This window comes from Mycobacterium dioxanotrophicus, assembly GCF_002157835.1.
Lineage (GTDB): Bacteria > Actinomycetota > Actinomycetes > Mycobacteriales > Mycobacteriaceae > Mycobacterium > Mycobacterium dioxanotrophicus.
Window position 1 is genome coordinate 446,309 of the sequence record NZ_CP020809.1, and the last position, 26,129, is coordinate 472,437.

General features: G+C 69.0%; 29 protein-coding genes. 10 read left to right on the top strand and 19 right to left on the bottom strand.

The features are described 5' to 3' along the window. Nucleotides 1–69: 69 nt before the first annotated feature. The 8 genes from rraA to BTO20_RS02065 all read right to left on the bottom strand — a co-directional run bounded on the left by rraA (nt 70) and on the right by BTO20_RS02065 (nt 5,282). The gene (gene rraA / locus BTO20_RS02030; protein ID WP_087072945.1) at nt 70–546 is read right to left on the bottom strand and encodes a ribonuclease E activity regulator RraA; all 477 of its coding nucleotides are present in this window, start codon (nt 544–546) and stop codon (nt 70–72) included. Continuing rightward, nucleotides 543–1,310: a MerR family transcriptional regulator gene (locus BTO20_RS02035; RefSeq protein ID WP_087072948.1), complete on the bottom strand. Its 768-nt coding sequence runs from the start codon at nt 1,308–1,310 to the stop codon at nt 543–545. The genes rraA and BTO20_RS02035 overlap by 4 nt, the downstream gene beginning before the upstream one ends. Nucleotides 1,311–1,358: 48 nt before the next feature. Further along, a complete protein-coding gene (locus BTO20_RS39125) occupies nt 1,359–1,844 on the bottom strand; it encodes a hypothetical protein (protein WP_157680115.1) in 486 nt (161 codons plus the stop codon). A 90-nt stretch (nt 1,845–1,934) separates the two neighbouring features. Continuing rightward, on the bottom strand, nt 1,935–2,876 hold the full coding sequence (locus BTO20_RS02045) for a CopD family protein (RefSeq protein WP_087072950.1): 942 nt from the start codon (nt 2,874–2,876) through the stop codon (nt 1,935–1,937). After that, nucleotides 2,852–3,358, bottom strand: coding sequence for a copper resistance CopC family protein (locus BTO20_RS02050; protein ID WP_087072952.1), 507 nt, complete (start codon nt 3,356–3,358; stop codon nt 2,852–2,854). The genes BTO20_RS02045 and BTO20_RS02050 overlap by 25 nt, the downstream gene beginning before the upstream one ends. Further along, on the bottom strand, nt 3,355–4,044 hold the full coding sequence (locus BTO20_RS02055; protein WP_087072954.1) for a YcnI family copper-binding membrane protein: 690 nt from the start codon (nt 4,042–4,044) through the stop codon (nt 3,355–3,357). The genes BTO20_RS02050 and BTO20_RS02055 overlap by 4 nt, the downstream gene beginning before the upstream one ends. Before the next feature lie 39 nt (nt 4,045–4,083). Then, nucleotides 4,084–4,617, bottom strand: coding sequence for a hypothetical protein (locus tag BTO20_RS02060; RefSeq protein ID WP_087072956.1), 534 nt, complete (start codon nt 4,615–4,617; stop codon nt 4,084–4,086). An 8-nt stretch (nt 4,618–4,625) separates the two neighbouring features. Beyond that, entirely contained in the window at nt 4,626–5,282 is a 657-nt protein-coding gene (locus BTO20_RS02065; protein ID WP_087072958.1) for a DUF6474 family protein, read from the bottom strand. A 211-nt stretch (nt 5,283–5,493) separates the two neighbouring features. On the opposite strand from BTO20_RS02065, the gene BTO20_RS40180 reads away from it, so the two are divergent. The 3 genes from BTO20_RS40180 to BTO20_RS02080 are packed head-to-tail and all read left to right on the top strand — an operon-like array spanning nt 5,494 to nt 8,372. Then, complete coding sequence (locus BTO20_RS40180) at nt 5,494–6,738, top strand: hypothetical protein (protein ID WP_232491013.1); 1,245 nt, start codon at nt 5,494–5,496, stop codon at nt 6,736–6,738. Between the two features lie 27 nt (nt 6,739–6,765). Continuing rightward, the gene (locus BTO20_RS02075; RefSeq protein ID WP_029371863.1) at nt 6,766–7,257 is read left to right on the top strand and encodes an ImmA/IrrE family metallo-endopeptidase; all 492 of its coding nucleotides are present in this window, start codon (nt 6,766–6,768) and stop codon (nt 7,255–7,257) included. Continuing rightward, nucleotides 7,254–8,372 carry a hypothetical protein gene (locus BTO20_RS02080; protein ID WP_087072959.1) on the top strand — a complete coding sequence of 373 codons (1,119 nt, stop codon included), beginning with the start codon at nt 7,254–7,256 and terminating at the stop codon, nt 8,370–8,372. The genes BTO20_RS02075 and BTO20_RS02080 overlap by 4 nt, the downstream gene beginning before the upstream one ends. A 102-nt stretch (nt 8,373–8,474) precedes the next feature. Here BTO20_RS02080 and BTO20_RS02085 read toward each other — a convergent pair whose 3' ends face one another. The 4 genes from BTO20_RS02085 to BTO20_RS39130 all read right to left on the bottom strand — a co-directional run bounded on the left by BTO20_RS02085 (nt 8,475) and on the right by BTO20_RS39130 (nt 11,609). Beyond that, nucleotides 8,475–8,873: a helix-turn-helix transcriptional regulator gene (locus BTO20_RS02085; RefSeq protein ID WP_087081485.1), complete on the bottom strand. Its 399-nt coding sequence runs from the start codon at nt 8,871–8,873 to the stop codon at nt 8,475–8,477. Between the two features lie 700 nt (nt 8,874–9,573). Further along, entirely contained in the window at nt 9,574–10,107 is a 534-nt protein-coding gene (locus BTO20_RS02090; RefSeq protein WP_087072961.1) for a peptidase, read from the bottom strand. A 192-nt stretch (nt 10,108–10,299) separates the two neighbouring features. After that, on the bottom strand, nt 10,300–10,923 hold the full coding sequence (locus tag BTO20_RS02095) for a superoxide dismutase (protein ID WP_083171001.1): 624 nt from the start codon (nt 10,921–10,923) through the stop codon (nt 10,300–10,302). Between the two features lie 413 nt (nt 10,924–11,336). After that, nucleotides 11,337–11,609 carry a hypothetical protein gene (locus BTO20_RS39130; protein ID WP_157680116.1) on the bottom strand — a complete coding sequence of 91 codons (273 nt, stop codon included), beginning with the start codon at nt 11,607–11,609 and terminating at the stop codon, nt 11,337–11,339. A 149-nt stretch (nt 11,610–11,758) separates the two neighbouring features. Here BTO20_RS39130 and BTO20_RS02105 point away from each other — a divergent pair, with 149 nt between their 5' ends. The 3 genes from BTO20_RS02105 to BTO20_RS02115 are packed head-to-tail and all read left to right on the top strand — an operon-like array spanning nt 11,759 to nt 14,128. Next, entirely contained in the window at nt 11,759–12,100 is a 342-nt protein-coding gene (locus BTO20_RS02105; protein ID WP_087072963.1) for a rhodanese-like domain-containing protein, read from the top strand. Nucleotides 12,101–12,134: 34 nt separating this feature from the next. Then, nucleotides 12,135–13,271 (top strand): DUF4328 domain-containing protein, encoded by a 1,137-nt coding sequence (locus BTO20_RS02110; RefSeq protein WP_087072965.1) that lies wholly within the window; start codon nt 12,135–12,137, stop codon nt 13,269–13,271. Then, nucleotides 13,268–14,128 carry a glycerophosphodiester phosphodiesterase gene (locus BTO20_RS02115; protein ID WP_087072967.1) on the top strand — a complete coding sequence of 287 codons (861 nt, stop codon included), beginning with the start codon at nt 13,268–13,270 and terminating at the stop codon, nt 14,126–14,128. The genes BTO20_RS02110 and BTO20_RS02115 overlap by 4 nt, the downstream gene beginning before the upstream one ends. Here the strand turns inward: BTO20_RS02115 and BTO20_RS02120 are convergent. From BTO20_RS02120 to BTO20_RS02135, 4 genes are all read right to left on the bottom strand, one after another. Beyond that, entirely contained in the window at nt 14,125–14,673 is a 549-nt protein-coding gene (locus BTO20_RS02120; RefSeq protein WP_087072969.1) for a ferritin, read from the bottom strand. The genes BTO20_RS02115 and BTO20_RS02120 overlap by 4 nt on opposite strands. Nucleotides 14,674–14,806: 133 nt before the next feature. Beyond that, nucleotides 14,807–16,045, bottom strand: a complete 1,239-nt coding sequence (locus tag BTO20_RS02125) for an LCP family protein (RefSeq protein WP_232491014.1) — start codon at nt 16,043–16,045, stop codon at nt 14,807–14,809. Nucleotides 16,046–16,075: 30 nt separating this feature from the next. Next, nucleotides 16,076–16,837: a CPBP family intramembrane glutamic endopeptidase gene (locus BTO20_RS02130; RefSeq protein WP_087072971.1), complete on the bottom strand. Its 762-nt coding sequence runs from the start codon at nt 16,835–16,837 to the stop codon at nt 16,076–16,078. Between the two features lie 31 nt (nt 16,838–16,868). Beyond that, the gene (locus BTO20_RS02135; RefSeq protein ID WP_087072973.1) at nt 16,869–17,651 is read right to left on the bottom strand and encodes a DUF2470 domain-containing protein; all 783 of its coding nucleotides are present in this window, start codon (nt 17,649–17,651) and stop codon (nt 16,869–16,871) included. Nucleotides 17,652–17,779: 128 nt separating this feature from the next. Here BTO20_RS02135 and pheA point away from each other — a divergent pair, with 128 nt between their 5' ends. Both pheA and BTO20_RS02145 read left to right on the top strand, forming a co-directional pair. Beyond that, nucleotides 17,780–18,706 carry a prephenate dehydratase gene (pheA, locus tag BTO20_RS02140; RefSeq protein WP_087072975.1) on the top strand — a complete coding sequence of 309 codons (927 nt, stop codon included), beginning with the start codon at nt 17,780–17,782 and terminating at the stop codon, nt 18,704–18,706. Next, nucleotides 18,703–19,389 carry a histidine phosphatase family protein gene (locus BTO20_RS02145; RefSeq protein ID WP_087072977.1) on the top strand — a complete coding sequence of 229 codons (687 nt, stop codon included), beginning with the start codon at nt 18,703–18,705 and terminating at the stop codon, nt 19,387–19,389. The genes pheA and BTO20_RS02145 overlap by 4 nt, the downstream gene beginning before the upstream one ends. A gap of 6 nt (nt 19,390–19,395) precedes the next feature. Here BTO20_RS02145 and BTO20_RS02150 read toward each other — a convergent pair whose 3' ends face one another. Genes BTO20_RS02150 through BTO20_RS02160 form a run of 3 tightly spaced genes read right to left on the bottom strand, consistent with a single transcriptional unit; the run spans nt 19,396 to nt 21,402 of the window. Beyond that, nucleotides 19,396–19,584 carry a hypothetical protein gene (locus BTO20_RS02150; RefSeq protein WP_087072979.1) on the bottom strand — a complete coding sequence of 63 codons (189 nt, stop codon included), beginning with the start codon at nt 19,582–19,584 and terminating at the stop codon, nt 19,396–19,398. A 48-nt stretch (nt 19,585–19,632) separates the two neighbouring features. Beyond that, nucleotides 19,633–19,983, bottom strand: a complete 351-nt coding sequence (locus BTO20_RS02155) for a metallopeptidase family protein (protein WP_198344225.1) — start codon at nt 19,981–19,983, stop codon at nt 19,633–19,635. A 3-nt stretch (nt 19,984–19,986) separates the two neighbouring features. After that, on the bottom strand, nt 19,987–21,402 hold the full coding sequence (locus tag BTO20_RS02160; RefSeq protein WP_087072981.1) for a septum formation family protein: 1,416 nt from the start codon (nt 21,400–21,402) through the stop codon (nt 19,987–19,989). A gap of 135 nt (nt 21,403–21,537) precedes the next feature. Here BTO20_RS02160 and serS point away from each other — a divergent pair, with 135 nt between their 5' ends. Both serS and BTO20_RS02170 read left to right on the top strand, forming a co-directional pair. Beyond that, nucleotides 21,538–22,797 carry a serine--tRNA ligase gene (serS, locus tag BTO20_RS02165; protein ID WP_087081490.1) on the top strand — a complete coding sequence of 420 codons (1,260 nt, stop codon included), beginning with the start codon at nt 21,538–21,540 and terminating at the stop codon, nt 22,795–22,797. 13 nt (nt 22,798–22,810) lie between these two features. Further along, nucleotides 22,811–26,128: a BTAD domain-containing putative transcriptional regulator gene (locus BTO20_RS02170; RefSeq protein WP_087072983.1), complete on the top strand. Its 3,318-nt coding sequence runs from the start codon at nt 22,811–22,813 to the stop codon at nt 26,126–26,128. Nucleotide 26,129 lies beyond the last annotated feature (1 nt).

The following is a 26,129-nucleotide window of genomic DNA, read 5'->3' on the forward strand; positions in this document are numbered from 1 at the left end:
GCTTGGTTTTCCGCCGAGCAGACGCGTAGGCCCCTCGACACCGGCGTGGGGCCTACGCGTCTGCTCGCGCTAGGAAACGACCACGATGCCGTCGTCGTCGCAGTAGGCGATCTCGCCCGGCACGAACGTCACACCGCCGAAGCTCACCTCGACGTCGCGTTCACCCTCACCGGTCTTGGTGCCTTTGCGGGGGTTTGTGCCCAGCGCCTTGATCCCGACATCGATGGTGCGCAGCGTCGCCGCGTCACGCACCGCGCCGTGCGCGATCACCCCGGACCAGCCGTTGTCGTGGGCCAGCCCGGCGATGATGTCGCCGACCAGCGCCGTGTGCAGGGAGCCCGCCCCATCGACCACCAGCACCCCGCCGTCGCCCGGCGTGGAGAGGATCGACTTGAGCAGAGCGTTGTCCTGGAAGCAGCGCACCGTGGTGATCCGGCCGGCGAACATCGTCTTGGCCCCGTAGTTCTGCAACTGCAGATCGCAGCTACGGACATCGGGGTAGATCTCGTCGACCAGATCGGCGGTGGCGCGGGGCTGGATGATCACGCCATGATGCTAGCGATCACCACATCGTGGACGAACTGGGCCAAGCCGGGCTCCACATCGTCGTAGTAGGCCGTGAATCGGGCGTCGGCCAGATACATCTCCACCAGGCAGCGGTGCAGTTCGCCGCCGCACTCGTAGAAGCGTTCGATCGATGCGCGATGCCGTGCGGCAAGCGCATCGGCTTCCGGCGAACCCGGTGCGACGCCGGCGCGCTTGGCAGCGGCGAGGTCCTGCACCAGGGCGTCACCCTCGGCCTTGATCTCGATCCAGTCCTGCTTGGTCAGCTGTGCCGCCCGCTGCCGGGACTGACGCCACTCCTCGGTGTCACCCCAGCGTTCCTCGGACTCGAGGGCGTACTCCTCGCCGAACGCGGTGGTCCCGAAGATCTCCACCTGCTCCTCGGCGGTCAATTGGATCCCGCTGCGATGTGCGTTCATGAGTTCCTCCACTGCCTTGATCGTCTGCTCCAGGTGTTCGGCCTGCTCGCACAGCAACACATGCTGGCGTCGCAGGTGGGCGAGCACGTCGGCCTCGGCATCGTCGAGCAGCACACGGATGTCATCGAGGGCCAGCCCGGCCGCTCGGTACACCAGCACCATGTGCAGTCGCTCGATGTCGGCATCGAGATAGCCGCGGTACCCGGCGGGGGTCCGCACACTCGGCACCACCAGGCCGATGTGGTCGTAGTGATGCAGCGTCCGTACGGAAACCCCGGTGAGGGTGGCTACGGCGCCGACGGTCCTGGCGTCGGTGTTGGCGTCCACGAAACCAACTATCGACCCTGACGTCGGGGGAGGGTCAAGGCAGAAAACTCACTGGCCGCCCGAGCGGCGCCTGGTCAGCAACACCAGCACAACCGCCAGCACGCCGACGACGATCGCCGCCACCAGAGGCATCCGTGACGGCTCGGTCTTGACGGGCAACGTCGGGTTGGCTGCTGCGGCCACCGCCGACTTTGCCTGTGCTGCAGTCTCTTTGGCTGCGGAGGCGAGATCCGCCGTCGGCTCGGGTGGTGGCGGAGCCGCCTTCTTGGCCGGTTCGGCGGGTTCGGCGGCCTTGGCGGGCGCCTTCTTCGCGGGGGCTTTCTTGGCGGGAGCTTTCTTCGCCGGAGCCTTCGCGGCGGCCTTGGCCGGTGCTTTCTTCGCCGGAGCCTTCTTCGCGGGCGCCTTCTTGGCGGGGGCCTTCTTCGCAGGCGGAGTCACAGCACCAGGATCGGCGGCCGCATCGGACGGGCCGGCCGCGGGAGATCCGGAACCAGTGTCCGGCTTGTCCTCGGATGGATCCTGCTGCTCTGCCATCTGGCTGCTCCTTTGCAGTGTCTGTGCTCCGCGCCGACGCGGGGGCGGGGTGGCCGGCAGTCGTCCCCATCATGCCAGGCGGCCGCGAGGTCAACCCGCCACGGCCAACGCCGCGGCAAAGGTGATGGTGACGGTCATGACGGCCAGCTCGATCAGCGAACGGGATCGAGACAGGCTCGCGCTGGCCCGGTGCGAGCGCGCCGCAGGCAGCCACCCAGCCCTGTTCCGCCAGGCCAGTGCCAGCAGGTCGGCCGTCAGCACGACCTTGGCCGACAGCAGCCGGCCGTAGCCGGTCGCCCACAGTTCAGCCGGAGTGTCCAGCCGGATGACCGCGCCGAGCACGCCGAAGACCAGGAGCGCTGCCACACAGATCAGCGACAGCTGGGAGAACCTGGGCAGCACCCGGGCCCACTGCCCCCGGTGCGTCACCGTGAGCACCAACGCGGCCAGCGTGCCGCACCACAGTGCCGCGGCCAGCGCATGCGCGGCCACCGCGAGCCCACCGACCGGACTCTCGGCGAGATGCCCGGACAAGGTTCGCGCGACGAGTCCGGCCGCGGCGATCCCGGTCGACGCGGCCACGACCGCCGCGGTCCGCGGCACCGCGAGCGTGCCAACGCCGAGGGCCAGTGCCGCGACGAGCCCGGCCAGGCTGGACCGGCCTGCCGTCGTCGAAAAAGCGAACTCGGCGCTGGTCTGCACGCCGAGGTGCAGCACGCTGACATCGGCCGCGCGGGCCGTTTCGACGATCAGCCGCACCAACTCGGCCAGCAGCCACACCACACTGGCCCACACCAACGGTCCGGTTGCGGACCGGATCAATTCGGCGCGGTAGCGCGCCACGTCGAGCATCGGCACCACGGCCAGCCCCACCGCGACCACGGCGGCACTGTCGGCCGCGGCGCGCGCCAAGGCGCCGCCCAACGGGCTCTGCGGAAACCCGAGCGCCCAGGCGGTGGCCGCCGACGCCGCGACGATGAGCGCGCCGCCGGCCACCACCCTGCCCGTCACGCCCGCCGGCGCAGCGCCCACCAAGCTCCGCCGCCCACGATGACCGCGGCGGCCGCGATGAACGGCCACACCGGCAGGCTGCCGTCAGAGCCGCTCGCCGACCCGACCGGCGGGCCCGGTGTTCCCGAACCCGCGACGGTCAAGTCGAACGACCACGATCCGGACACCACGTGCCCGTCTGCGGAGGTGACCCGGTAGTTCACCGTGTAGGTGCCCGCCGGGCCCAGTGGCCGCACGTCGATCCCGATGACCGCGCCCTGCACCTGGGCTTCGCCGGTCGACCACAGATTGCCGTCGGGACCGACGACCGTCATGTCGGCGAAGGTCCGCTGCAGGGCCTCGTTGAACGTGGCACTGACCCGCTGTGGCGATGCGGTGAGCGCGGCATGATCGGCCGGGTCGGTGGCGATCCTGGTCGCATGCGCCGACGCGGTACCCGCGGCAGCCAACGACAATGCCGCCAAGGCGAATCCGGCCACGACGGCCGCGAGCACCCGTCTCATGACCGGCGCCGCGCCGCCAGCGCTGCCACCACCGCGACGGCTGCGACCGTCAATGCTCCGCCGGCCAGCCAGCGCGCCGTGTTGTCGGCCGAGGTTGCCGCGGGTGCGGCGGCGGGCTGCGGTGATGCCGTCACGCTCGGTGCGGCCCCGTGGTCGTCGTCGTGGTCGTCGCCGGCAGGGGTGCCGGACAGCTTCAGTTCCGGTGCCGGGTATTCGGGCTCACCGCCACCGGGCAGCGGAGCCTGATCCCAGTGCACCACCTTGCCATCCGAATACGTCTGGGTGGCAGGGAAACTCACCGTGGGCGTGTCGGGCAGCTTCACCGAGATCCGGAACAGGGCGAACTGATCGGGCGAGATGCCGACGCCAGGTGCTGCGGTCCAGGTGACCGAGCGGACGGTGCCTGCCGCGGCGTCCCGGTCGAGCCTGGCCGTCCAGCCCGGCATCACCTCGGCGCGCGCTGAGGCGACGTTGGGTAGGGCGACGCTCAATTGTGTTGTGAGAGCACCGGTGTCGGATTCTCCTGGCACCTGGAAGGTGACCAGCGATGTGCTGCCGGGGGTGGGGTTGTCGGCGTTGGCGTGCACGTGGGCGGACGCCGGGGCTGCGGTCAGCAGCCCGACCGCAAGGGTCGCCGCAGCGGCGGCGGGCAGGGCGCGCCAACGCGCCCCGTGAGGGGATTTCATTGTGAATCAGTGTCTTTCGTGGGTGTCGGGATGGGCGGATCAGCGAAGGGTGCTGACCGGCGGACCCCGATGGGACACCGATGTGGCCAACAACCGTGCGGACTGCAACGGCTGATCGGCGCTGCGGCCGGCGACCTGTGCCGTCGCCGCCGGGATCGCAGGCACGCGTCGCGCGACGGCCCGCAGGACCCGGGACAGCGCGGTGCAGAACCGGGTTCCGCCGGCGATCAGGAGGGCTCCGACTGTGACGGCCACCAGGTGCGCCGCAAGCATGAGTGCCCCGGGCTGCAGCGGATGCGATCCGTGGGTGTGACCGTCGATCGCGAGTAGCGCGTGGGCGATCAACTGGCCCGCGCCGAGCAGGCCGACCAGCACCGTGGCGCGGTTCGCGGCACGCAGGATCGAGGCCACCGCGCCGAGCGTGACCGCCAGCAGTGCGAGTTGCGCGGTGACAGCGCCGGCAGGCCATCCGCCGCCCGCTGCACCGTGCGCGGCCACCGCCAACGCGGCGGTGAGCACCCCGACGGACGTACCGCGCAGCCGGGCCGCGGGATCGGTACGGGCGTCGGTCATCGCACGGGTCAGACCAGACCGAGCCGGGCCAGCAGATCGGCGTCGATGCCGTCGAGCTGCGCGGCGATGGCCGCATGGGCACCCCGGCGGCGCGCGGTCGGCATGTGCTCGGCGGCGGCCACCGCGGCACTGAGATCGCTGAGCCGATCGGTGATGGCCGCGACGAACTGTTTGGTCTCGGCGTCCTTGGGAGCCTTGTCGGCGACCTGGCGCAGGGACTGCTCGGCACCGGCAATGCGCGCCGACAGCTGGGCGCCGTGACCGGAGAACTGGCCGAGCTGGCTCAGCGGCACACCGAGCTGATCGGCCCGGCGTTCGTCGATGGCGCCGCGCGCAGCCATGGCGCCGCGGTAGACCAGAGGCACCAGAACCGGTGCCAGCAAACGCGTGACCGTCAGCAGTCGGCGGATTCGAGTGGGAGAGAGAAGCTTGCCCTCGCGGGCTGCCTGCAGCTGGGCCTCGGCCACCTTGAGCGCGTTGCGGTCACTGTCACGCTGAGCCTTGAGCTGGGCTTTGAGCGCCTTGCTCTCGGCCTTGCGGTCCCCTTTGACACGTCGGGCCTCGTTCTTTGCGGTGAGCCGCGCCTCCAGCTTGGCCTTGGCCTTGATCGCGCGAGCTTCGGCGCGGCGGGTTGCTCTGCTTTTGCGTGGCGTGAACAGGCCCATTCCGGCTGCCTCCGGGTCATCTCGTCGAGTATTAGCGGTCACCGCTGCACTGCTGCTGCCCCACAGTATCGTCCAGCGGATTTGCTCTGCCGTCACGCCCCGGGAACGGGTGGGGGAATCATCACAGCTAGCAAACCGGCTAGCTCTGCTGTGCGACAATTATCACTGCTTCATAAACTCGTCGGGCGATGCGCGGAAGGGTGGTGACACAGTGCGTTCGCGGGTGCGCGTCGCCGCCTCGACCGTCATGGTGACGTCCGGCCTGTTCATCGCTGGTCTCGGCGGTGCACTGGCATTTGCCGATCCCAACCACAGCGGGAGCGATTCCGGCGGCGGATCGGGCAATTCCGGCACCGCCGGTGGCGGCCAGAACCAGGGCGGCAACGCGCAGGGAAACGACAACGGTGGCAAGCCGCGTGGGCCGAGCGGCGGGTCCCGCGGCGACGACGACAGCCAGGGCGGGACCGATTCCGGCGGCAACACCAAGCCGGCCACCGGTGCCACCAACACCGACAAACCCACCAAGACCGGTAGCCCGACCAAGACCCGCGCGACCGCCGGGACCGTCAAACCGGTGGACACCGGCAAACCATCCGACTCGAGCGATCCGAGTGGTTCGTCGGGGACGCAAGACCCGAGTTCCGGTGAGCAGCCGCCGACGAAGACTCCGCCGACGAAGACCGAGACCCAGACGGAAACCGAGACGACGGGACCTTCGACCGTGACGACGGAATCCTCGCCGCCGACGACCGCGACGACGACCGCGACGACGACTGCATCGACGACTCAAACGACGACCCGGACGACCACCACTTCGTCGCCGACGACCGAAACCACACCGTCTTCCACGTCGAAGACCACATCGTCATCGGAAACCACCACCACGTCGAGTTCGGTGGGCGGCAGCATCCCGTCGATCGGTATCGGCAGCGGAGGCGGCGGTGGCAGCGGCGGCCTGCCGCAGGCGTTCAGCCGTCCCGTGCCACCGGAGATGCAGCTGCCGCCACAAGAGTTGTCCCCGGCCGCTGTGGCAGAGCCGGTCGTGGCGCCGCCGCCCGGTCTGGCGGCCGCTGCCGCAGTGCCGGTCCTGATCCCGGTCGTGGTGCCGCCGCTCGTCGTTCCCCCCGTCGTCGCGCCGCTCGGCGCCCCGGGCGGTGGCGACGGGTCCGGCGCGCCGTCGGATCGGCACCCGTCGACGCAGCCCACGCTCAAGCAAGTGCAACCATCGGTGCGGACACCTCCGGCCGCAGGCCACGACCACGCGGCGGTCCCCGCGTCCTACCGCGTGGGCTACGCCGACTATCTGCGGACGGCGGGGACGACGGAGCTGGCCGCGCTGGCCGTGCCGGGCACGGTCGGGATCATGGCGCTGACGGGGGCAGGGGGCATCGTGGGCTACCGGCAGGCCAGAGCCGGGCACACGGTGCGGACCAACGTCGCACGGTTCGTCGACTGACGAGGCGAACGGTCGAAAGGGGGAGGTATGTCAGCCAGTCGCACCGTCACACGCGCTGTCAACGCGGTGCTCGATCTCGCGCCGCGGCGCGGTGAAGTGACACTGACCCGCCTGGTCGCGGCGGTCAGCGAGGATCGGGGCAGACCGATCGAGCTGACGATGGAAGAGCTTCCGCCGGGGGTGTGCGGTCAATGGCGGCAGTACAGCGATCGGGACGTGTTCCTGATCCAGCAGGGGCTGCCGACCTGGGACCGGACCCTGGCCCACGAGCTTGGCCACCTGGTGCTCGGGCACGAGGGCATATCGATCGTCGAAGCCGCCGAGGAATCGGTCGAGCTGGCCAGCTCCGATCTGATCGCCTACATGCTCAACCAGCGGACCGGATGCATGGGCCCCAACGGTGAGGACATCGAGCAGGAGGCCGAGGACTTCGCGGCATTGCTCCTCTACCGGCTGGGCCGGTTGCCGTCCGACCGATCGTCGATCGTGCAGGTTCGCCTCGGAGAGGCGTTTGGTTGATCATCTGGGTGATCGCCGGCTTGCTGGGCATGGCCACTGGGCTGCGCATCGGGTGGGCACTGGTCAACAAGCAATCTCTGGTGAGCGCGGCGATGATCGTCGCGCTCGGCAGTCTCGGCGTCGTGGCGGCGCTTAACTGGCAGCCGCTGGCACTGCTCATCGACACCGTCGTGCGGCTCCCCAATGTGGCCGTGGCGCTCAGTCAGGTCGCCCTGATCGCTTGCGCCGCAGGCAGTTGCGTCATGATCACCACTGCGGCGTCGGACCATTCACCGGCAATCACCCGTCGCCTTGCCCTGGCGCAATACGGCGTGGCGGCGGTCGTCGCAGTGGTCAGCCTGGTGCTGTTCTTCCGGTCGCCCCGGCAACCCGAGATGGCCCCTGAGGAATACCTCAGGCGGGACCTCGTCAGCAGTGCCACCACCTGGCTGCTGCCGTTGCTGTACGTGCTGCTCGCGCTCACGCTCGTGGTCTGGGCCGGCCTGCGGTACTCGAACCGAAGCCGCCGTGGCCGGGCCCTGTTCGTCTTCAGCCTCGGGATCGCGTTGATCGTCGCGGCCAGCGCGTTCTTCCTCCTGCGGGCAGTCGGGCACACACAACTGGTCGGCGTCGGGTCGGCCGCCACCCTGCTGGGCTGCGCCATGGTGGTCGTTGCTGCCGGCTCGCTGCTGCCGAGCGTCGAGGACTGGTTCGGGGCCCGGCAGGAACTGCGGGTCATCGGTCCGCTGCTCACCGAACTCGGTCGCAGGCATCCTGACGTCGGTATCGGCGTGCGTCCGCGCGGCCCGCTGGTGTTCCGGGTGGCCGAGCGCATGTCGCTGATATCGGACTCGTTGTACCTGGAGGCGACTGCCGCAGCACATCAGCGCGAGGCCGTCGGACCGCAGGGAACGGCAGGCGGCGGCGACCGCTCATCCGGCCCAGATGCGGTGACGCCCGACGAACAGGCGCGTGCCGTGGCGCAGTGGATCTACGAGACCCGCGACAGCGCTGCCGGTGCCGCGTCGGCCTTCCCTGGGCTGACCTGGCTGCGCCAGCCGGAGTCCTACTCCGACCGCGAATGGATTCTGGCGCTCGCGCGGGAGTACCGCGACCTGCAGCGGTCCGGTCGCTGAACGCGATCAGACCGGCCCGGAACGAAAAAACCCAGACAAACACCGGCAGCGCCGGTGCTTGTCTGGGTGCTGTCTTGCGAAGATCGGCCGGAGGCCGCCAGATCAGTCGTCGAGGCGCTCGAGGCGGCGCAGCTCATCGACCTTCTGGACGAGGTCCTGCTGAGCCTCCGCCGAGAGCCCGACGGTACGGGCGGCGATACGGCGAACCCCTTCATCGCGCATGCTCGCGAGCCAGGTCAGTTCCTTGTCGAGCTTCTCGTAGTACTCGTCGTCGGTGAAGTACGCCGGCTTGATGCGGAAGAAGTTGGCAAGGGCGGCCATGGTGGCCACCGACGGGTTGGTGCGGTTGCCCGACCGAAGCTGCGAGAGGTACGGAGCCGACATGGTGACGCCTTCGGACTTCAGCGCAGCAATCACCTCGGCCGATGTGTGGGGTCCGCGCCCTGGGGGATAAACCGTGTCGAACAGCCGGTTGAGACGGGCGGCGAACGTCTTGCTCATCGAATTGACCTCCACATGCATCTTGAGCGGTAACGAAAAGGCGGCGTATTTGCTGACCATCGTAGCGAGATCTGTGTCAACTACCAAGTGCAAACCGCGTAAAAGTTAACCCAGCTTACCGTTTTTACCACCTTGGCCGCGCAAACCGGAGCCTTCGCCACGGGTGAACGGCGGGATTGCACCGCGTGACAAGGCAAATAGTGACGGTTGCGTTGTATTGCCGGGGGTGAGCTGCTGGCACGGTTCCGTACCGGCTCCTCCAAGTTTCCTGTGGGCAACTAGGGGCTTCGTGTAAACCGCGGAAACACGCATTTGCTGGAATGTGGGCGCCAACCACTGTACGGCCGCGCGGCAGTGCTGGCGGGCAGCACGTGATGCACGCGGCCGGCGGCGCTCTCGAGAGCCTCTCGGGGAGGCGTCATTCGATAGCCACGAGCGGCTCGGGTGGATTCCGGCGACGATTCGGGTGGCGCTGGCATCCGCTCGAAGCGCTGGGCGACCCGCGTTGCTGAACCGGACGACCGGGCTGTGTCATCGCGGTCGGTCGGCGGGCGACCCGGCGATTGAGGGCTACTCTCTTCGCTGACGTCAATACCCTAGCGTTGCAATGCGTGGTTCGCTAGACCTGCTATCGATATTGATCCTTCGGATTCTGCGCAAGTGAGAACCACCCTTCCGGATACTGGGACGGGTGTCCCGATCATGCAGCGAGCAGCATCGCCAAGATCGCGGTATCCGGATGGCTGATCGGGTCGACGCCGACGCGGCTCACCATCGACGTGACTGTGCCGTCGGCCTCCGCCTCGACCCATGCGGCGCGGTGATCGAGGCCCAGGTACGGCAGCCCGGGCAGCAGTACGCAGCCTGAGGCGGCACCCGTGCACTCGGGCAGCGACGGCGTGGTCTCCGAAGGGGGATGCAGCATCAGCAGTGCCGGCGGTTGATGCTCGGCGAAATAGCCTGGCGGCAGCGCGGACTCGCCCACGACGGGTCCCTCGGCGATCACCAGCCCGACCGTGCCGGGCTGAGGCTGGTCGGGAAGTTCCTCGCGAACCCCGAAAATCGTTGTGGTGGAGAGTAACCCGGGCACCGACGCGATGCGCACCGTGACGATGAGCAGCTGTGCCCACTCCTTGGTCGTGTCAGGCCAACGGCCGGACACCACGAATCCCTTGAGTGACCCACCGGAATGAAACGGGGCGATCTCGATCGCCCGAGAAGATCCCGAATCCATTTCGCCTCCCGGACATAGGAGTTGGGCGCCGGCACCTTTCTGTTCGCTACGCGGTCATTTCAGCATGCGACAGGTACGTGGGTCGTGCAAGGGGAAACGGAGCCGGCCAGGTCTCAATACGAGAACGGGGCGTCGCGCAAACTGCGCGACGCCCCGTTCTAGCAGATCGGATCGATCCTCGGGCCGGCCGGATCAGCCGAAGATCAGACCGTTGGACTTCGAGGTCGCGGCTGCGTACCGGTTCTGGACGTCCTCCCAGTTGACGACGTTCCAGAACGCCTTCACGTAGTCGGCCTTGACGTTCTTGTACTGGAGGTAGAAGGCGTGCTCCCACATGTCCACCTGCAGCAGCGGGATGATGCCGAGCGGCACGTTGGCCTGCTGGTCGTAGAGCTGGAAGGTCAGCAGCCGGTCGCCGAGGCTGTCGTAGCCCAGCACCGCCCAGCCCGAGCCCTGCAGGCCGTTGGCCGCCGCGGTGAACTGAGCCTGGAACTTGTCGAACGATCCGAACTGGTCGTCGATGGCCGCCGCGAGGTCGCCGGTCGGCTTGTCGCCACCGTTCGGCGACAGGTTCTTCCACCAGATCGAGTGGTTGACGTGGCCACCGAGGTGGAAAGCCAGGTTCTTCTCGTTGAGGAAGATGGCGGCGTGATCGCCGTTGGCGCGGGCTTCCTCAAGCTTGGCCACTGCGTCGTTGACACCCTTGACGTAGGCCGCGTGATGTTTGCTGTGGTGTAGCTCATTGATCTGTCCGGAGATGTGCGGCTCGAGCGCGCCGTAGTCGTAATCCAGGTCGGGCAGAGTGTATTCAGCCACGTGATTCCTTCCTCAGGTTGATCGATCAAGTAAGGCGTCCACAAGATCGCCGTCCACCTTGCTTCATCACAAGGTTCATCGCAACGACGTGTGGTGCCCCCCACACCTATACCTGATGCCTCGGAAGTCAGATCCAGACGATCAGTGCCAGGATGCCGAGCAGGATCAGCGCGATGGCACCCGCGCGGACGAAGGCGACCAGCTGATTGCGCGTATGCAGATAGCCGGATGTGTGCCACTCGGAATGCGGTACGGCCCCCCGGGCCCCATCGGATGTGACGCCATCAGACGCTCCTGACCTGCACGATCAATGTTTGCCCCCAGTGAGTTCTGTCACAAGAGCTGGTGTGACGCCGATCATAGACCCTGGAACTGTCAGGCAAAAATCGACCGATGCCGACGGCAAACCCGGGTCACGGCCCGGTTCGTGAGGTATGCCAGGTCAACCCACCAATCGCGACGGAGCCGGGCGCTGTGACACCGCGGCCGCCGGCGCGGCTGTGGCGACGGCAGTTCGGCGATGAATCAGGCTGATTCCAACCGCCCGCGCGAGCCCGGCCGAGGCGCTCGATCACGCGCTGCTTCGCAACCACCCGGGCGGCCCGACAATTCATTCGCTCGAACGCCAGGCGGCTGTTGATTGACCGCCACACGAACACAGGGTTATCCACATTGTTGATCAGCATGTGCACAGCTAAACCAGGTTGTGCGGGCCCGGCGCAGCTGTCGGCCTGTGGATAGACCTGTGGAAACTGTGGATAGTTTCGGATTGCTAAACCGGCGATCAACCCGGGTGCCGGGTGCACCGCGCGAATCCGCGTGCAAGCATGGAGGCATGGACGACGTGGAGGTCGCGCAGGCCGATATCGCCGCAGTTCCGACGGTTTTCGGCGACACGGTGGTGCTGCTCGATGTGCGCGAGGACGACGAGTGGCAGCGTGGCCACGCAGCCGGCGCCCAACACATCCCCATGGGCGATGTGCCGGCGCGGATGGCCGAGATCGATCCCGATGCCGAACTTTTCGTGGTGTGCCATGCCGGTGGGCGGTCGCTGCGCGTCGCCAACTACCTCGCGCGCAACGGATACACGCCCACCAACGTGGATGGCGGAATGCTGGCCTGGGTGGGGGCGGGCCGGCCCGTGATCACCGACGACGGCAGCCCCGGCAGCGTGTGAGCGACCGCTGCGCAACCGTCGCTAGGCTGGGCCGATGATCCAGGTGTGTTCGCAGTGCGGAACGCGCTGGAACGTGCGTGACCGGCAACGGTCGTGGTGCCCGCGGTGTGGTGGCACGCTGCTCGCGCCGTCCGCGCCGCAGTGGTCGCCCCAGCAGGGCCGCCCGGCACTACCGCCCCCGCCGGCAGCTGCGCCGCCGCAGGCGGCTCCGCGACCGTCGCAGCAGCCCGCACCGTCGCCCGCAGGACGTCCGCCGCAGGCGGGAACACCGCGGTTGGCGCCGGGCTACCGCTGGGTCGCGTTGCGCCCGGGCGCCCCGCCGCGCCGCCGGATCCGCCGCGGCCCGCTGGGACCGACTCCGCGCTACCCGGTCATCCCGCGATGGGGGCTGCAACAGCATTTCGACGTCGCCGCCGAGGAAGGTGACCGCGAACACGACGGACCTCCGCCGGCAACGGTGCGCACCATGCTCGTCGTGACGATGGTGGCGCTCGGTGTCGCGGCGTTCGCCCATGTGCTGCGGTACGTGCTCATGCTGATCAACCGCAGCGTCCTGCTGCATCCGTTGATCGCCGACGCGGCCGTGGCGTTCGGTGTGGTGGCCAGCCTGGTGGCGCTGGTGATCCTCGGCGTGACCGTGGTGATCATGATCAGATGGCTCATCGCTCGACGTGCGGCGGCCTACTCCCAGCACGGGCAGACCGACCCCCACTCCGCGCGGCAGGTGTGGCTGCTCTCGCTGATTCCCGGGATCAACGTGTTGTTCACACCGGTCTATGTCCTCGAGTTGGCGACCGTGGAAGGCAGCCTGACGCGGCTGCGGCGGCCCATCGTGGTGTGGTGGATCGTCTGGGCGCTCAGTGCCGTCGTCGCGTTGTGGTCGATCATCGGCACCGTCGTCGTCACGTTCTTTGCCAACAGCACGCAGCACCTCGCTGACAACAACGTGACCGTCGCCATCGGGTATCTCCTAGCGCTGGCCGCCGTGTTGCTGGCCTGGCGGGTCTATCTCGGCTTCGAAGGTGCGCCGGCCGAACACCGCAGCCACCGCTGGGTCGTGGTGGGGGCGGAATCGGGCCGTCCGGAGCAGCCCGCCGGCTCCGCGGATGAGCCCGAACCGGCGGTTCCGGTTGAGAGCCAAGGGCAGAACCCGGCAGCATTAGCGGTATGAACGCGGGCGAAGCCGCTGCCGACGAGTCAGTGACACCGGGTCCATCTCATCCGTTCGTGGTGGCGCATCGCGGGGCATCTGCGGACCGGCCCGAACACACCATTGCCGCCTACGATCTGGCGTTGCGTGAGGGGGCCGACGGCGTCGAATGCGATGTGCGGCTCACCCGCGACGGGCATCTGGTGTGTGTGCATGACCGTCGGGTCGACCGGACGTCGACGGGTACCGGGCTGGTCAGTGAGATGACACTGGCCGAACTCCGTGACCTCGACTACGGATCATGGCATGCCAGCAAGGACGCCGAGGGCGGCCAGGGCGACACCGGGCTGCTGACCCTCGATGCGCTGGTCTCGATGGTGCTCGACTGGAACCGGCCGGTGAAGCTGTTCATCGAGACCAAGCACCCGGTGCGGTACGGAGCATTGGTCGAGAACAAGGTGCTGGCGCTGTTGCACCGCTACGGCATTGCCTCACCGGCGTCGGCGGACCTGTCCCGGGCGGTGGTGATGTCGTTCTCCGCGGCCGCGGTGTGGCGGATCCGGCGCGCGGCACCGATGCTGCCGACGGTATTGCTGGGGGAGACCTCGCGCTATCTGGGCGGGAGTGCGGCGACGACGGTCGGCGCTACGGCCGTCGGGCCGTCCATCACGACGCTGCGCGAGCATCCCGAATTGGTCGACCGGGCAGCGGCGCAGGGTCGCGCGCTGTACTGCTGGACCGTCGACCACTACGAGGACGTGAACTTCTGCCGGGACATCGGGGTGGCCTGGGTGGCCACCAACCATCCCGGCCGCACCAAGGACTGGCTGCAGAACGGCCTGACCGGTGCGGGCGGGACCGGCGGGACGAGCGCCTAGATATTGCCCCCGGCGGCCTTCGGGGCCGACGGGTCGGCGCCCGCCGCGGCGGCGAGTTCGCGTGCGACGAAGTCCTCCAGGTGGAACAGGTTGTCACCGGCGCGCTCGGCGATGCGGACCAGCGTCGACATCGACGCCACCTCCTCCACCTGCTCCTTGAGGAACCACTGCATGAACTGCTCGCCCAGATAGTCGCCCTCTTCGCGCGCCACGCTGGCCAGCCGGCTGATCTGCTCGGTGACCGTGCGCTCCTGTTTGAGCGAGAGCAGCAGCGCGTCGCGGGGCTCGTCGAACTGGTTGCACACCGCGTCGATGCCGGGGATCTCGACCTCGATGTCCCGGTCGAGCAGGTACTGCACCAGCATCATGGCGTGATTGCGCTCTTCGAGCGACTGGTTGTAGAAGTGCTTGGCGAGCTGCGGCAGATCGGCGCCATCGAAATACACGGCGATCGCGATGTATTGCTGAGAAGCCGTGAATTCGTTTCGAATTTGATCCTGCACAAGGGCGTGGAATTTCGTGTCGATTGCGCCGGTAGCCGTCATGGCAGCGAGGATATAGCAGGTCAGAAGGCATTGTCAGCGAAGGTCAGCCTCATTGAGGTCAGCATTGCCTAACCCGTGTGACGGTGCTTACATGCGCTGGTTCGAATTTGCTGTTCGACGGTTTTAGCTTTGGCTAACCTTTTGGTTCGTTGACATTGAGAGTGTCGGCCGGCGGTGGCGAATCGGATGCTAAAGCGTCGAACAAACGGCTCGCGGCGTCGTGGTCCCACACCACCACCGAACCTGCGTCGCCCGCGCTGAAATCGCCGATGGGCACGGTGGTGGTGACCGGATCGCCGTGCAATGCCCAGCCCAGCCGGGCCAGATCCCACACGTGGGCGTCCTGGTCGACCGTGACCGTGTTCGCGGCCGCATGGGCCATCGGCGCCCAGCGCAGAGGATTGAGCAACACGCCCGGGCTGGTCGCGCGGTGCAGCAGGGCCGACATGAACTGTCGCTGATGGACCATGCGGTCGAGGTCTGCGCGGGGTGTGGCGCGGGATCGGACGAAGCCCAGCGCGTTGCGTCCGTCGAGCTGCTGGCAGCCCGCGGGCAGGTCGATGCCGGCCAGCGGGTCACTGATCGGTTCGGCGGGGCACACGGTGACGCCACCGACGGCGTCGACCAGATCGGCGAACCCGCCGAAGCCGATCTCGGCGTAGTGGTCCAGATGCAGCCCGGTCGCCGACTCGACGGTCTGCGCCAGCAGCGGCGCGCCACCCAGCGAGAACGCGGCGTTGATCTTGTCCTTGCCGTTGTCGGGTATCGGCACATACGAGTCGCGGGGAATGCTGACCATGGTCGGTGGCGTGCTCGACCCGAGCGCAGGGATGTGCACCAGCAGGATGGTGTCGGTCCGGCCGTTGCCGATGTCGCCGCCGGTGGCGAGCGCGGCCTGCTGTTCGGGTGTGAGGTCCTGGCGGCTGTCGGAGCCCACCAACAGCCAGTTGGTGCCGCGGCCCGGGGCCGGACGGTCCGGGTAGGCGGTGAACGCCGTGATGCGGTGCAGTGATGTGTCGACCCACACTCCGAGCCCGACCACGGCCAGGACGCCGACCAGTAGCAGCGCCAGCAGGATCTTGCCCCAATGCCGTTTGCGGCGGCGCTTGGGCGCGGCGGGCGACGGCGGCGGTGCCGCCCAGGCGGCGGGCGGCGCGGCGGTGGTGGCGGGCGGGTCGAGGGGCGGCGGTGACATGCGCCCCGGCGGCAGGCGCGGGGGCATCCGCGGTGGCGGAGGCGGCGGCGGCGGTTGGCGGCGCTGCGACGGGGTGGGTGGATTGGGCGGCCAGGCGGGCCGATGGTGTGGATCGCGGCGGATCACCTGCGACGGCTCACGGCGGGGCCGTGGGGGCGGTTGCCGGTTGTCGTCCACAGAAAAAATGTACGTGCCTGACGCCTTCGGTTACTGCAACCAGCCCAGATGGTGTGCGACGAGGGCGTAACCGACGAACGCGACGGTGTCGATGAGGGTGTGCGCGATGATCAGCGGCCACAGCCGGCCGGTGCGCTGCCAGGCATAACCGAACACCACGCCCATGATGACGTTGCCGACTCCGGCGCTGTAGCCCTGGTAGAGGTGGTAGGCGCCGCGCAGCAGGCTGGAGATCACCAGGGCGCGGCCGGGGCTGATGTCGAGCTGGCGCAGCCGCGTCAGCAGGAATCCCACCACGATGATCTCTTCGGCCCAGCCGTTGGCGAAGGCCGCGCCGATCAGCACCGGGATGCGCCACCAGGTGTCGTAGAGCTCGGCCGGTTCCACCGTCGCGGACAGGCCGAGCAGCCGCGCCGCGGCGTACAACGCCAGCCCGGGAAGGCCGATCAGGGCTGCCAGCCCGAGGCCGCCCAGCCCGTCGGCGCGCCACCGCGGCCGGCCGAGGCCGATCGATCGTGGGCTGAAACCGCTGCGCCACAACAGATACAGCGCCAGCGCACCCCAGGCCAGCAGCTGCACGATGCCTGCGAGGTGCAGGCCAAGGTCGATGAGGTCGAACGGGGAGCGTTTCGGGTTGAGGGTGATCTTCTGGCCGGAGAGCCCGAGGAGCACGGCCTCGGTGAGCTTCAGCAGCGCGGTGTAGGCGCTGAGTCCGAACGTGACCGCCAGGACGACGGCGACCTCGATGCGCAGGCCGCGACGCTGGGGGTCGGTGGACGGGGCCGCGGTCACCGGAGCAACGGTAGCCGTGCCCCCTGCAGGGTCAGACGCGTCGGGCGCGCAATCCGTTGAGGAACGGGCAGCCCATGAGGATCCGGATCGCCTGGTTCAAACCGGTGACGTCGTCGACCGGTTTGGCGAACGGCAGGCGCACGTCGTGGTCGCCGTCGGCGTTCTCGATGCGCAGTTGCACGCCGTAGCGGTCCAGGCCCAGTGGCCGCACGCGGCCCTGGCGTAGGGCCATCGGCAGCCGGGTGGCCAGGCGTTCGACGACATCGCGGTGTGCCGCTTCCATGTGCTGCAGCCAGCAGGACTCCATCGTGCAGAACGGGTCAGGGCGGGCCTGCAGAAGCGCGCCCAGAGCGACCGACTCGGCGCCGGTCGAATCGGCCACCACCACCGATTCGATCTCCAGGCGCAGCAGCGCATAGCTGTCGTCTGCCGTCTCGGGCCCGGTGTTCACCTGCAGCAGGGCAGGATTCGGATCCTGGGTGGCGATGAGGTCCAACAGGGGCGCGACGGTCTCGGTGGGCACCTGCTGCAGGCGGCCGCGGACCCACACCAGTGAGCGGACGGGTTCGCGCAGGGGCAGCGGCGCGTAGTCGGTGAGCTCGAGAACGGCTTGCACACCAGCCGAGCCGGACGAGATCAGCAGGGAGCTCACCGGGCCGGTGGCAGGCACGGTGATGGCGAACGAACCGTCGTCGAGCAGGTGGTGCACGGGAGACGCGACCGGCTCGATGCCCTCGACGGCGAGCATGGCGCCCCCGCCTCGTGCGCAGGCGCTGCGGATTCGTTCAGCTGTCGTCGGTGCCGCTGTGGCCATCTCGCCGCCTTTCGTCGCTACTTGTCAGCGTTAGTGAGGTAAGCCTAACTTAACTGGCGATCGCGAAAGCGCAAGCCTTACCCCTTCGCCGGCCGGGTCACGGTGGCCGAACCGATAGGGTTGGCGACGTGCTGCGCATCGCCTACCTCGGCCCCGAAGGAACCTTCACCGAAGCGGCGTTACTGCAGATGGTGACCGCCGGGCTGATCCCCGGGATCCCTGACGGCGAAGCCGAGTTCACGCCCGTCCTGACCGACACCACACCCGGTGCGCTGGCCGCGGTGCGCAACGGCGCGGCCGACTACGCGTGCGTCCCGATCGAGAACTCCATCGAGGGTTCGGTGCTGCAGACCATGGACAGCCTCGCGGCGGGCAGCCCCTTGCAGATCTACGCCGAGTTCACCCTCGACGTCGCCTTCACCATCGTCACCCGCCCGGGTCACAGCGGCCCGATCCGGACGGTGGCCGCTTTCCCGGTCGCGCTCGCGCAGGTGCGTCGCTGGCTCGCGGCCAACCTTCCCGACGCCGACGTGGTCCCGACCACCTCCAACGCGGCGGCCGCCCATGACGTCGCCGAAGGTCGCGTCGACGCCGGCGTGAGCACCCGACTGGCCGCGCAGCGCTGCGGGCTCGACGTGCTGGCCGACCGGGTCGTCGACGAGGCCAATGCCCGCACCCGATTCGTGCTCGCCGGACAGCCGGGCCCGCCGCCGCCCGCAACCGGCGCCGACCGGACCTCGGTGGTGCTGCGGCTCGACAACGTGCCGGGCGCGCTCGTCGCGGCGATGACCGAGCTCTCGATCCGCGACATCGACCTGACCCGAATCGAATCCCGCCCCACCAGAACAGAGTTGGGCACGTACATGTTCTTCCTCGACTGCGTCGGGCACATCGACGACGATTCGGTCGCCGAGGCACTCAAAGCGCTCTTCCGTCGTTGTGCAGATGTGCGATATCTGGGTTCCTGGCCGACTGGATCGGCGGCGGGCGCGCTGCCCCCGCAACTCGACGAGGCGTCGCAGTGGCTGACGCGGCTGCGTGGAGGAACGGCATGAGTGGACGACTGATACTCGTCCGGCACGGCCAGTCGCTCGGCAACGTCGACCGACGCCTGGACACCCGCCCGCCCGGCGCCGAGCTCACCGACCTCGGCCGTGACCAGGCGCGGCAATTCGCCGGAGCGCTCGGCAACCGCCCGCACATCGTCGCCCACTCGGTGGCGCGCCGGGCCGCTCAGACCGCGGCTGGCATCGCGGGCGAAGTGGGGCTCTCACCCCACGAGTTCGAAGGCGTCCACGAGGTCCAGGTCGGCGAACTGGAGAACCGCAACGACGACGCGGCCATCGCCGAGTTCAACGACATCTACCAGCGCTGGCATCGGGGCGAGCTGAACCTGGCCATGCCCGGCGGTGAAAGCGCCAGCGACGTGCTCGACCGATACGTTCCCGTGCTCACCCAGCTGCGGCTGCGCTACCTCGACGACGACGCCTTCACCGGCGACATCGTCCTGGTCAGCCACGGCGCGGCCATCCGCTTGGTGGCCGCGGTGCTCGCAGGTGTCGACGGCGGATTCGCGCTCGACCATCACCTGGGCAACACCGAGTCGGTGGTCCTGGCGCCCGTCACCGAGGGGCGGTGGAGTTGCGTGCAATGGGCCCAGCTGACCCCGCCGTTCTACCCCGAACCGGCCGTGCGGCCGACGGAAGAGGCGCTGCGCGCACCCGACCCGATGGGCTGAGCGGAGCTAGATCGCCACCGCGATGTCGCGGCCGCAGGGGCAGCCGGCGGACTCGCAGTCGATGCTGAAAGTGTGTACGGATTCCGGTGTGGTGCAGCCGTCGTCGGTGCACTCCGCGCGGTATCGGACGTGGTGGATGACCGTGCCGTGGCAGTGCTCCAGCCCGGCCAGGCAATCTCGGCACTGGATGCTCATGGCCCGTTCATAGCACCGTGGGCCGACACTGCGTGGTTGCCGCGCGGGTCATCCCCACCCGAGTTGGTGGAGCCTCTCGTCATCAATCCCGAAATGATGCGCGATCTCGTGGATCACCGTGATCGCCACCTCGTCGACGACCTCGTCCTCGGTGCTGCAGATGTCCAGGATCGCGTCGCGGTAGATCGTGATGGTGTCCGGCAGTGAACCGGCGTACCAGGAGTCCCGTTCGGTGAGCGCGATGCCCTGGTACAGACCGAGGATGTCGGGCTCGTCGGGATTGCGGTCCTCGACCAGCACCACGACGTTGTCGATCGCGGCCGCCAGCTGGGGTGGGATGAGATCCAGTGCGTCGGAAACCAGCTCGTCAAACCGTTGCGGGCGCATCCGCGCGGCCACGGGTCACGGTCCCGGCGGTGCGGGCGGAATCTCGGGCGCCGGTCCGGGTGCCGGCCCAGGCGCGGGCTGATCACCCGCGGGAGCCGGTGGCGGTGCGTCGCCTGCCGGAGCAGGTGCCGGTGCGGGCTGGTCGCCTGCGGGCGGTGCGGCAGGCGGCGGCGGGTTGGTGTTCGACGCCGGTGCCGGTGCGGCCGTGCTGGATGCCGGCTGCTGAGGCATGTGCTGGGTCTGATTGCTCGACGAGGAACCCGACGAGCTCGACGAACTGGACGACGAGCCCGAGCTCGACGACCCCGACTGCGAGCTCGACGACTGCGAGCCGGAGGACGACGAGGTGTCGGGCATGGGGATGGGCGGCAGGTTGAGCCGTTCCTCGGGAATGTCCGGCGGCGCGACGGGCGGTTGCCCGTTGATCAACAGCTGGCCCTTGGCGCTGTTCACCAGGGTGGACCAGCCGCCGTTGCCGAGGGTGGCGCCGATGTTGCACGACACCTGATGACTGCCCGCCGACCAGCTGGGCAGCGAGATGGTGCTGTAGCTCAGTGCCAAGGTGGTGGCACGCAGCTGCACCGGCGCAAGGTAGGCGTCGGTCAGCTTGGTGCAGGTGTCCTTGATGAACGAGTCCTGATCAGGGTCCGCAGGCAGGGCGCCGGGGAACTTCTCCGCCAGGTTCACCGCGCCGGTGACCTCCATGGCGTGCGGCGCCGCGCAGTCGACCGGAACATCGGTGGGCTGGTTGGTGGCAGGGTCGATGCCCAGGCAGGTGCCCGCGGCCCACACCTTCGACTGGTCGATGTCGGCGACGTTGCCCCGGAACGGCAGCTGGGTGTCGCCGGGACCGAGCAACTGCAGGCCGCACAGCATGCGTCGCTCACCGGACTGCTTCCAGGCCTTCTCACCGGACCACAGCAGGCCGATGGTGAACTTTCCGTTCGGGTCGAACTTGGGACCCAGGTACGACCGCAGCGCCGGCGTGCACTGCTCCTGGCTGATCTGGGCGACGCGTTCCTTCGACGGCGGAGCGGCGTTGGGGCCGTATTCGGTGCCGGGGAACGTCTTCATGTCGATGGACTCGGCGACCTCGAACCGGTGCTCGTCCTTGCAGGCCACGATGTGGGCGGCGTCGGGGTTGGTGCCCGGCCAGTTCAGGCAGTCGCCGGGCTTGACGTGATCGAACGTGTCGTTGCCGCGGGGGCCCAGCGAGATCGAGCCAGCGCTGAGCCCGGCCTCAGAGCCCGTGCCGTGCGAGAACGCCGTGATGAGTCCGGCGATCAGAAGGCCACCCAGCGCCGTCAGCAACAGCACACGTCGCGCCGACGCGGCGTGCAAACTGTTCCACCACTTCCCCCACTTCCGATCGTCATCGGTCCGGTAGGGGAGCAGATCGTCTTGCTCGGGTGCCTCCAACATCGCGTCCATTGTGACAGGCGTGTCAGGCCATGTGACAAGTGATGCGGTTGTAACGTTATGTGGTTGTGCTTGCCGACGGCTGAGGACCACGCATCAGCCACCTCGGATGCACACCCGGCGCCATAGAAAAGTATGGTTGCGCCCGTGATCGACCTCAAGCTGCTGCGCGAGAACCCGGACATCGTTCGCGCTTCGCAACGGGCCCGCGGTGAAGATCCCGCCCTCGTTGACGCGCTCCTGGAAGCAGACGCCTCCCGGCGGGCGGCCGTGTCGGCCGCCGACAATCTGCGCGCCGAACAAAAGGCGGCCAGCAAGCTGGTCGGCAAGGCCTCCCCCGAGGAGCGCCCGGCCCTGCTGCAGAAGGCCAAGGATTTGGCCGAGCAGGTGAAAGCGGCCGAGGTGGCGCAGGCTGACGCCGACACGGCCTTCACCGCTGCCCACATGGCGATCGCCAACGTCGTCATCGACGGTGTGCCGTCCGGCGGCGAGGACGATTTCGCGCTGCTCGAAACGGTCGGCGAACCTCGGGCCATCGAGAACCCCAAGGACCATCTGGAACTGGGCGAGGCCCTCGGCCTCATCGACATGGAACGCGGCGCCAAGGTTTCGGGCTCGCGCTTCTACTTCCTCACCGGGCACGGCGCCCTGCTGCAGCTCGGCTTGCTGCAGTTGGCCGCCCAGCTTGCGGTGGCCAACGGGTTCACGCTGATGATCCCGCCGGTTCTGGTGCGCCCGGAGGTCATGGCGGGCACCGGTTTTCTCGGTGCGCACGCCGACGAGGTGTACCGGCTGGAGGCCGACGACCTCTACCTGGTCGGCACCTCCGAGGTGCCGCTCGCGGGTTATCACTCCGACGAGATCCTCGACTTGTCGGCCGGCCCGCGGCGCTACGCCGGCTGGTCGTCGTGCTTCCGCCGCGAGGCGGGCAGCTACGGCAAGGACACCCGCGGCATCATCCGGGTGCATCAGTTCGACAAGGTCGAAGGCTTCGTCTACTGCAAGCCCGAGGACGCCGAGGCCGAACATCAGCGGCTGCTGGGCTGGCAGCGCCAGATGCTGGCCGCCATCGGTGTGCCCTACCGCGTGATCGACGTCGCCGCAGGCGATCTCGGCTCGTCAGCGGCACGCAAGTACGACTGCGAGGCCTGGGTGCCCACCCAGCAGACCTACCGGGAGCTCACCTCGACGTCCAACTGCACGACGTTCCAGGCCCGGCGGCTGTCCACCCGGTACCGCGACGAGAACGGCAAGCCGCAGATCGCCGCCACGCTCAACGGGACGCTGGCCACCACCCGCTGGCTGGTGGCGATCCTGGAGAACCACCAGCAGCCCGACGGCAGCGTGCGGGTCCCCGAAGCCCTGGTGCCGTTCGTCGGCACCGCGGTGCTGGAGCCGGCGAAGTAGTCACACCGCGGCCATGACTGCGGTGGACCCCGTGCGGGTGAGCGTGCTCGGCCCGGTACAAGCCTGGGTCGGTGACGCACCGGTCGATCTGGGGGCACGGCTGCAGCGCGCGCTGCTGGCCCGGTTGGTCACGGCACACGGCCACACCGTGTCCGTCGACCGGCTCATCGACGACCTCTGGGAGGGCGAGCCGCCGCCCAAGGCGTTGTCGGCGCTGCAGGTCTACGTGTCGCATCTGCGGCGTGCCCTCGAACCGGGACGGCAGCGCCGGGCCCCGGCCAGCATCCTGGTCAGCGCCGCGCCCGGGTACTGCCTGCGGCTTCCGGTCGACGCCGTCGACTCGTGGCGGTTCGAAGCGAAAGTCACTGCGGCATATGAAGAATCAGACCCACAGCAGCGGGCGTGCCTGCTCGACGAGGCATTGGCCGACTGGGCGGGTGACCCGTTCGCGGGCGCCGGCGACGCGCTGTGGGCCGCCCCGGAAGTGGCCCGGCTGAACGAACTGCGGCTGGCCGCGGTGGAATGCCACGCCGCCGCCTTGGTCGAGCTCGGCCGGTACGGCACCGCGATCGCGGCGCTGGAGCGCCATGTGGGTGATTGCCCGGGGCGCGAGAATGCCGCCGCCGTGCTGGCCACCGCGCTGTACCGGGCCGGACGCCAGACCGACGCGCTGGAGGCGCTGCGCCGCACCCGGGAACATCTGATCGACGAGCTGGGGCTGGAGCCGGGCCGCGCGCTGCGTGATCTCGAGCGCGACATCCTGCGCCACGCCGACCATCTGGAACCGTCGCGCCCGCAGCCGCGCCCGCAACCGGCATTGCAGTTCGCGGCACCCGATCGGCCGGACCGGTCGGCCTACGGCCGCGCCGAGGAGCTGGCGGCCATCGATGACGCGGCGCGGGCCGTTGCGGCGGGCGAGCGCGCGGTGTTGTGGATCGGGGGTGAGGCGGGCTCCGGCAAGACCACCCTGGCCGAGGCCGCGGCGGCGCGGTTGCGTGCGGCGGGATGGCGCACGGTGCACGGCCGTTGCCCTGAGGTCGACGGCGCACCGGCAGGCTGGGCGTGGACCGAGGTGCTGCGCGAATTGGTCGATCCCGCTGTGCATGTGGACGACCGGCACGTGCTGGCCCCGCTGCTGCACGACGGCGCGGCAACCGAGGCGGGCACGTTCTGGTTGGGGCAGGCGGTTGCCGACGTGGTGAGCGGGGTCGCTGACGGCCGGCCGCTGGCCGTCGTGCTCGACGACCTGCATCGCACCGACGGTCTGACGCTGGAACTGCTGCGGCTGGTGACCGACCGGATCAAGGGTTGCCGGGTGCTGCTGATCGGCACCTATCGCCCGTCGGAGGATCGCGGCGAACTGCAGGTGGCGCGCGCGGCGCTGACGGTCCACACCGCGGCGCATCTGATGCTGGGCGGGCTGGACGCCGCGGCCACGGCCACGCTGGCCGCCGACTGCGGGCTGGCCGCCGTCAGCGGAGAGGCCCTGCGGCTGCTGCGTGAGCGTACCGACGGCAACCCGCTGTTCGTTCGGGAACTGGCCCGGCTGATGGCCGCCGAGGGATCCGATGCGGTCCGGGCCTCCGTGCCGGTAGGGGTTCGAGATGTGTTGCGCCGCAGGCTCGCCCGGTTACCCGGCTCGAGTGTGACGGCGCTGCGGCAAGCCGCCGTGCTGGGACGTGACATCGACGTCGACCTGCTTGCCGAACTCGGCCGCGGCGATCCCGATGATCTGCTCGACGCGTTGGAGCCTGCCGTGCTGCTCGGTCTGCTCGACGAACCCGTCCCGGGCCGGCTGCGGTTCGCCCACGCCCTGGTTCGGGACACGCTCTACGAAGACACCTCGAAGCTGCGCCGGTCCCGGTTGCACGCCGCCGCACTGGATTTGCTCACCGCGCCCGGTCGCTCGGCAGACCCGGCGGCCCTGGCGCATCATGCCGTCGCCTCTGCGACCGCTCAAACCGCTTTGGCTGCTGCGGCTTTCGCGACCGAAGCGGCCGGCGAGGCGGATTCGGTCGGTGCTCACGCCGAGGGTGCCCGACAGTGGCGCGCGGCGGTGCAGATGCTCGAACTGGCCGCGAGCCGCCGCTTGCAGGCCGATCCCGCCGCCGTGGAGCGCGAGATCGACGCCCGCTGTGGGTTGATCTCCGCCTTGGCGCAGTCAGGTGACGCCGTCGCGGCGCGCGTGGAGATGAAGGCCGCGCTGCAGTTGCTGTCCGACAAGTCCCGCGACGACCTGACGGTGCGCGTCCTCACCGCATGGGACACCCCGCTGGTGTGGCGCGACCGCGAATACGACGAGTCCGACGAACAGATGATCGGGCGGCTGCGCCGGATGCTTGCGGGCGAGGTCAGCACGGTCGACCGGATCAAGCTGCTCAAGGCGCTGTTCGTGGAGCTGGAGGGCACCGACCCCGATGGAGCGCTGGCGGCCAGCACCGAACTGCTGGAACTGGCGCGCCGCGCGTATGCCGAGCAGCCCGAGTCGTCGGGCCGGCTGCTCTGCACGGCGCTCAACGTCCGGGCCTACTGCTCGCTGGGGCCGGATCTCGACGCCGAGCGCGAAGCGATCGCCGCCGAGCTGCTGCGGACCGCGGAAGCCGCCGAACAGGCCGACTATCAAGCGGTCGCGCACTGGCTGCTGTCGCTGGCGGCCGGGAATCGCTGCGATCTGGAAGCCGCCAAACGGCACGTCGACCTCGCGGTGGCGAGGGCCGGTACCGGCCAGCTGGTCCACCTGCTCGGCGTGCTCGGCCTGTTCCGCGCCCGCATGTACCTGCTGGCGGGGCGCCTGGACGAGGCGGTGAGTGCCTACACCGACCTGGCGGCACGCATGGTGGAGAACGGCGCCGCCAACGGGGCCAAGCTGGCGATGGTGGGCCGGGTGACCGGTGAATTCTGCCTCGGCGATCTGGGCCTGCTGGCCGACGAGCTGGTGTTCTTCTATCGCGAGGTGTCGGTCGCCGCGCTGGATGCGGCGGTACTGGCGCTCGTGGCCCGCGATCGCGAGGCCGAGGCCCGCCGGCTGTGGCAGGACCGCGGGCCCATCGAGCGGGCCTATTTCTGGCTGCCGTTCACCGTGCTGCGCGTCAACGCCGCGGTGGCGCTGGGCGACGTCGACGAAATCCGGGCGCGGGCGGCGGAACTGGCTCCCTACTCCGGCCGGATCGCCGGGCTCGGGGTCGACGGGTTGATGGTCGGCCCGGTCGACGACGCCCTCGCCGCGGCCGCCGATGCGCTGGGTCGGCCCGATGAGGCCCGCGGCTACCGCGAATCCGCCGCGGTGTTGCGGGACCGGCTGGCGGCCGAGGCCCGGCGCTTCATCGACTGAG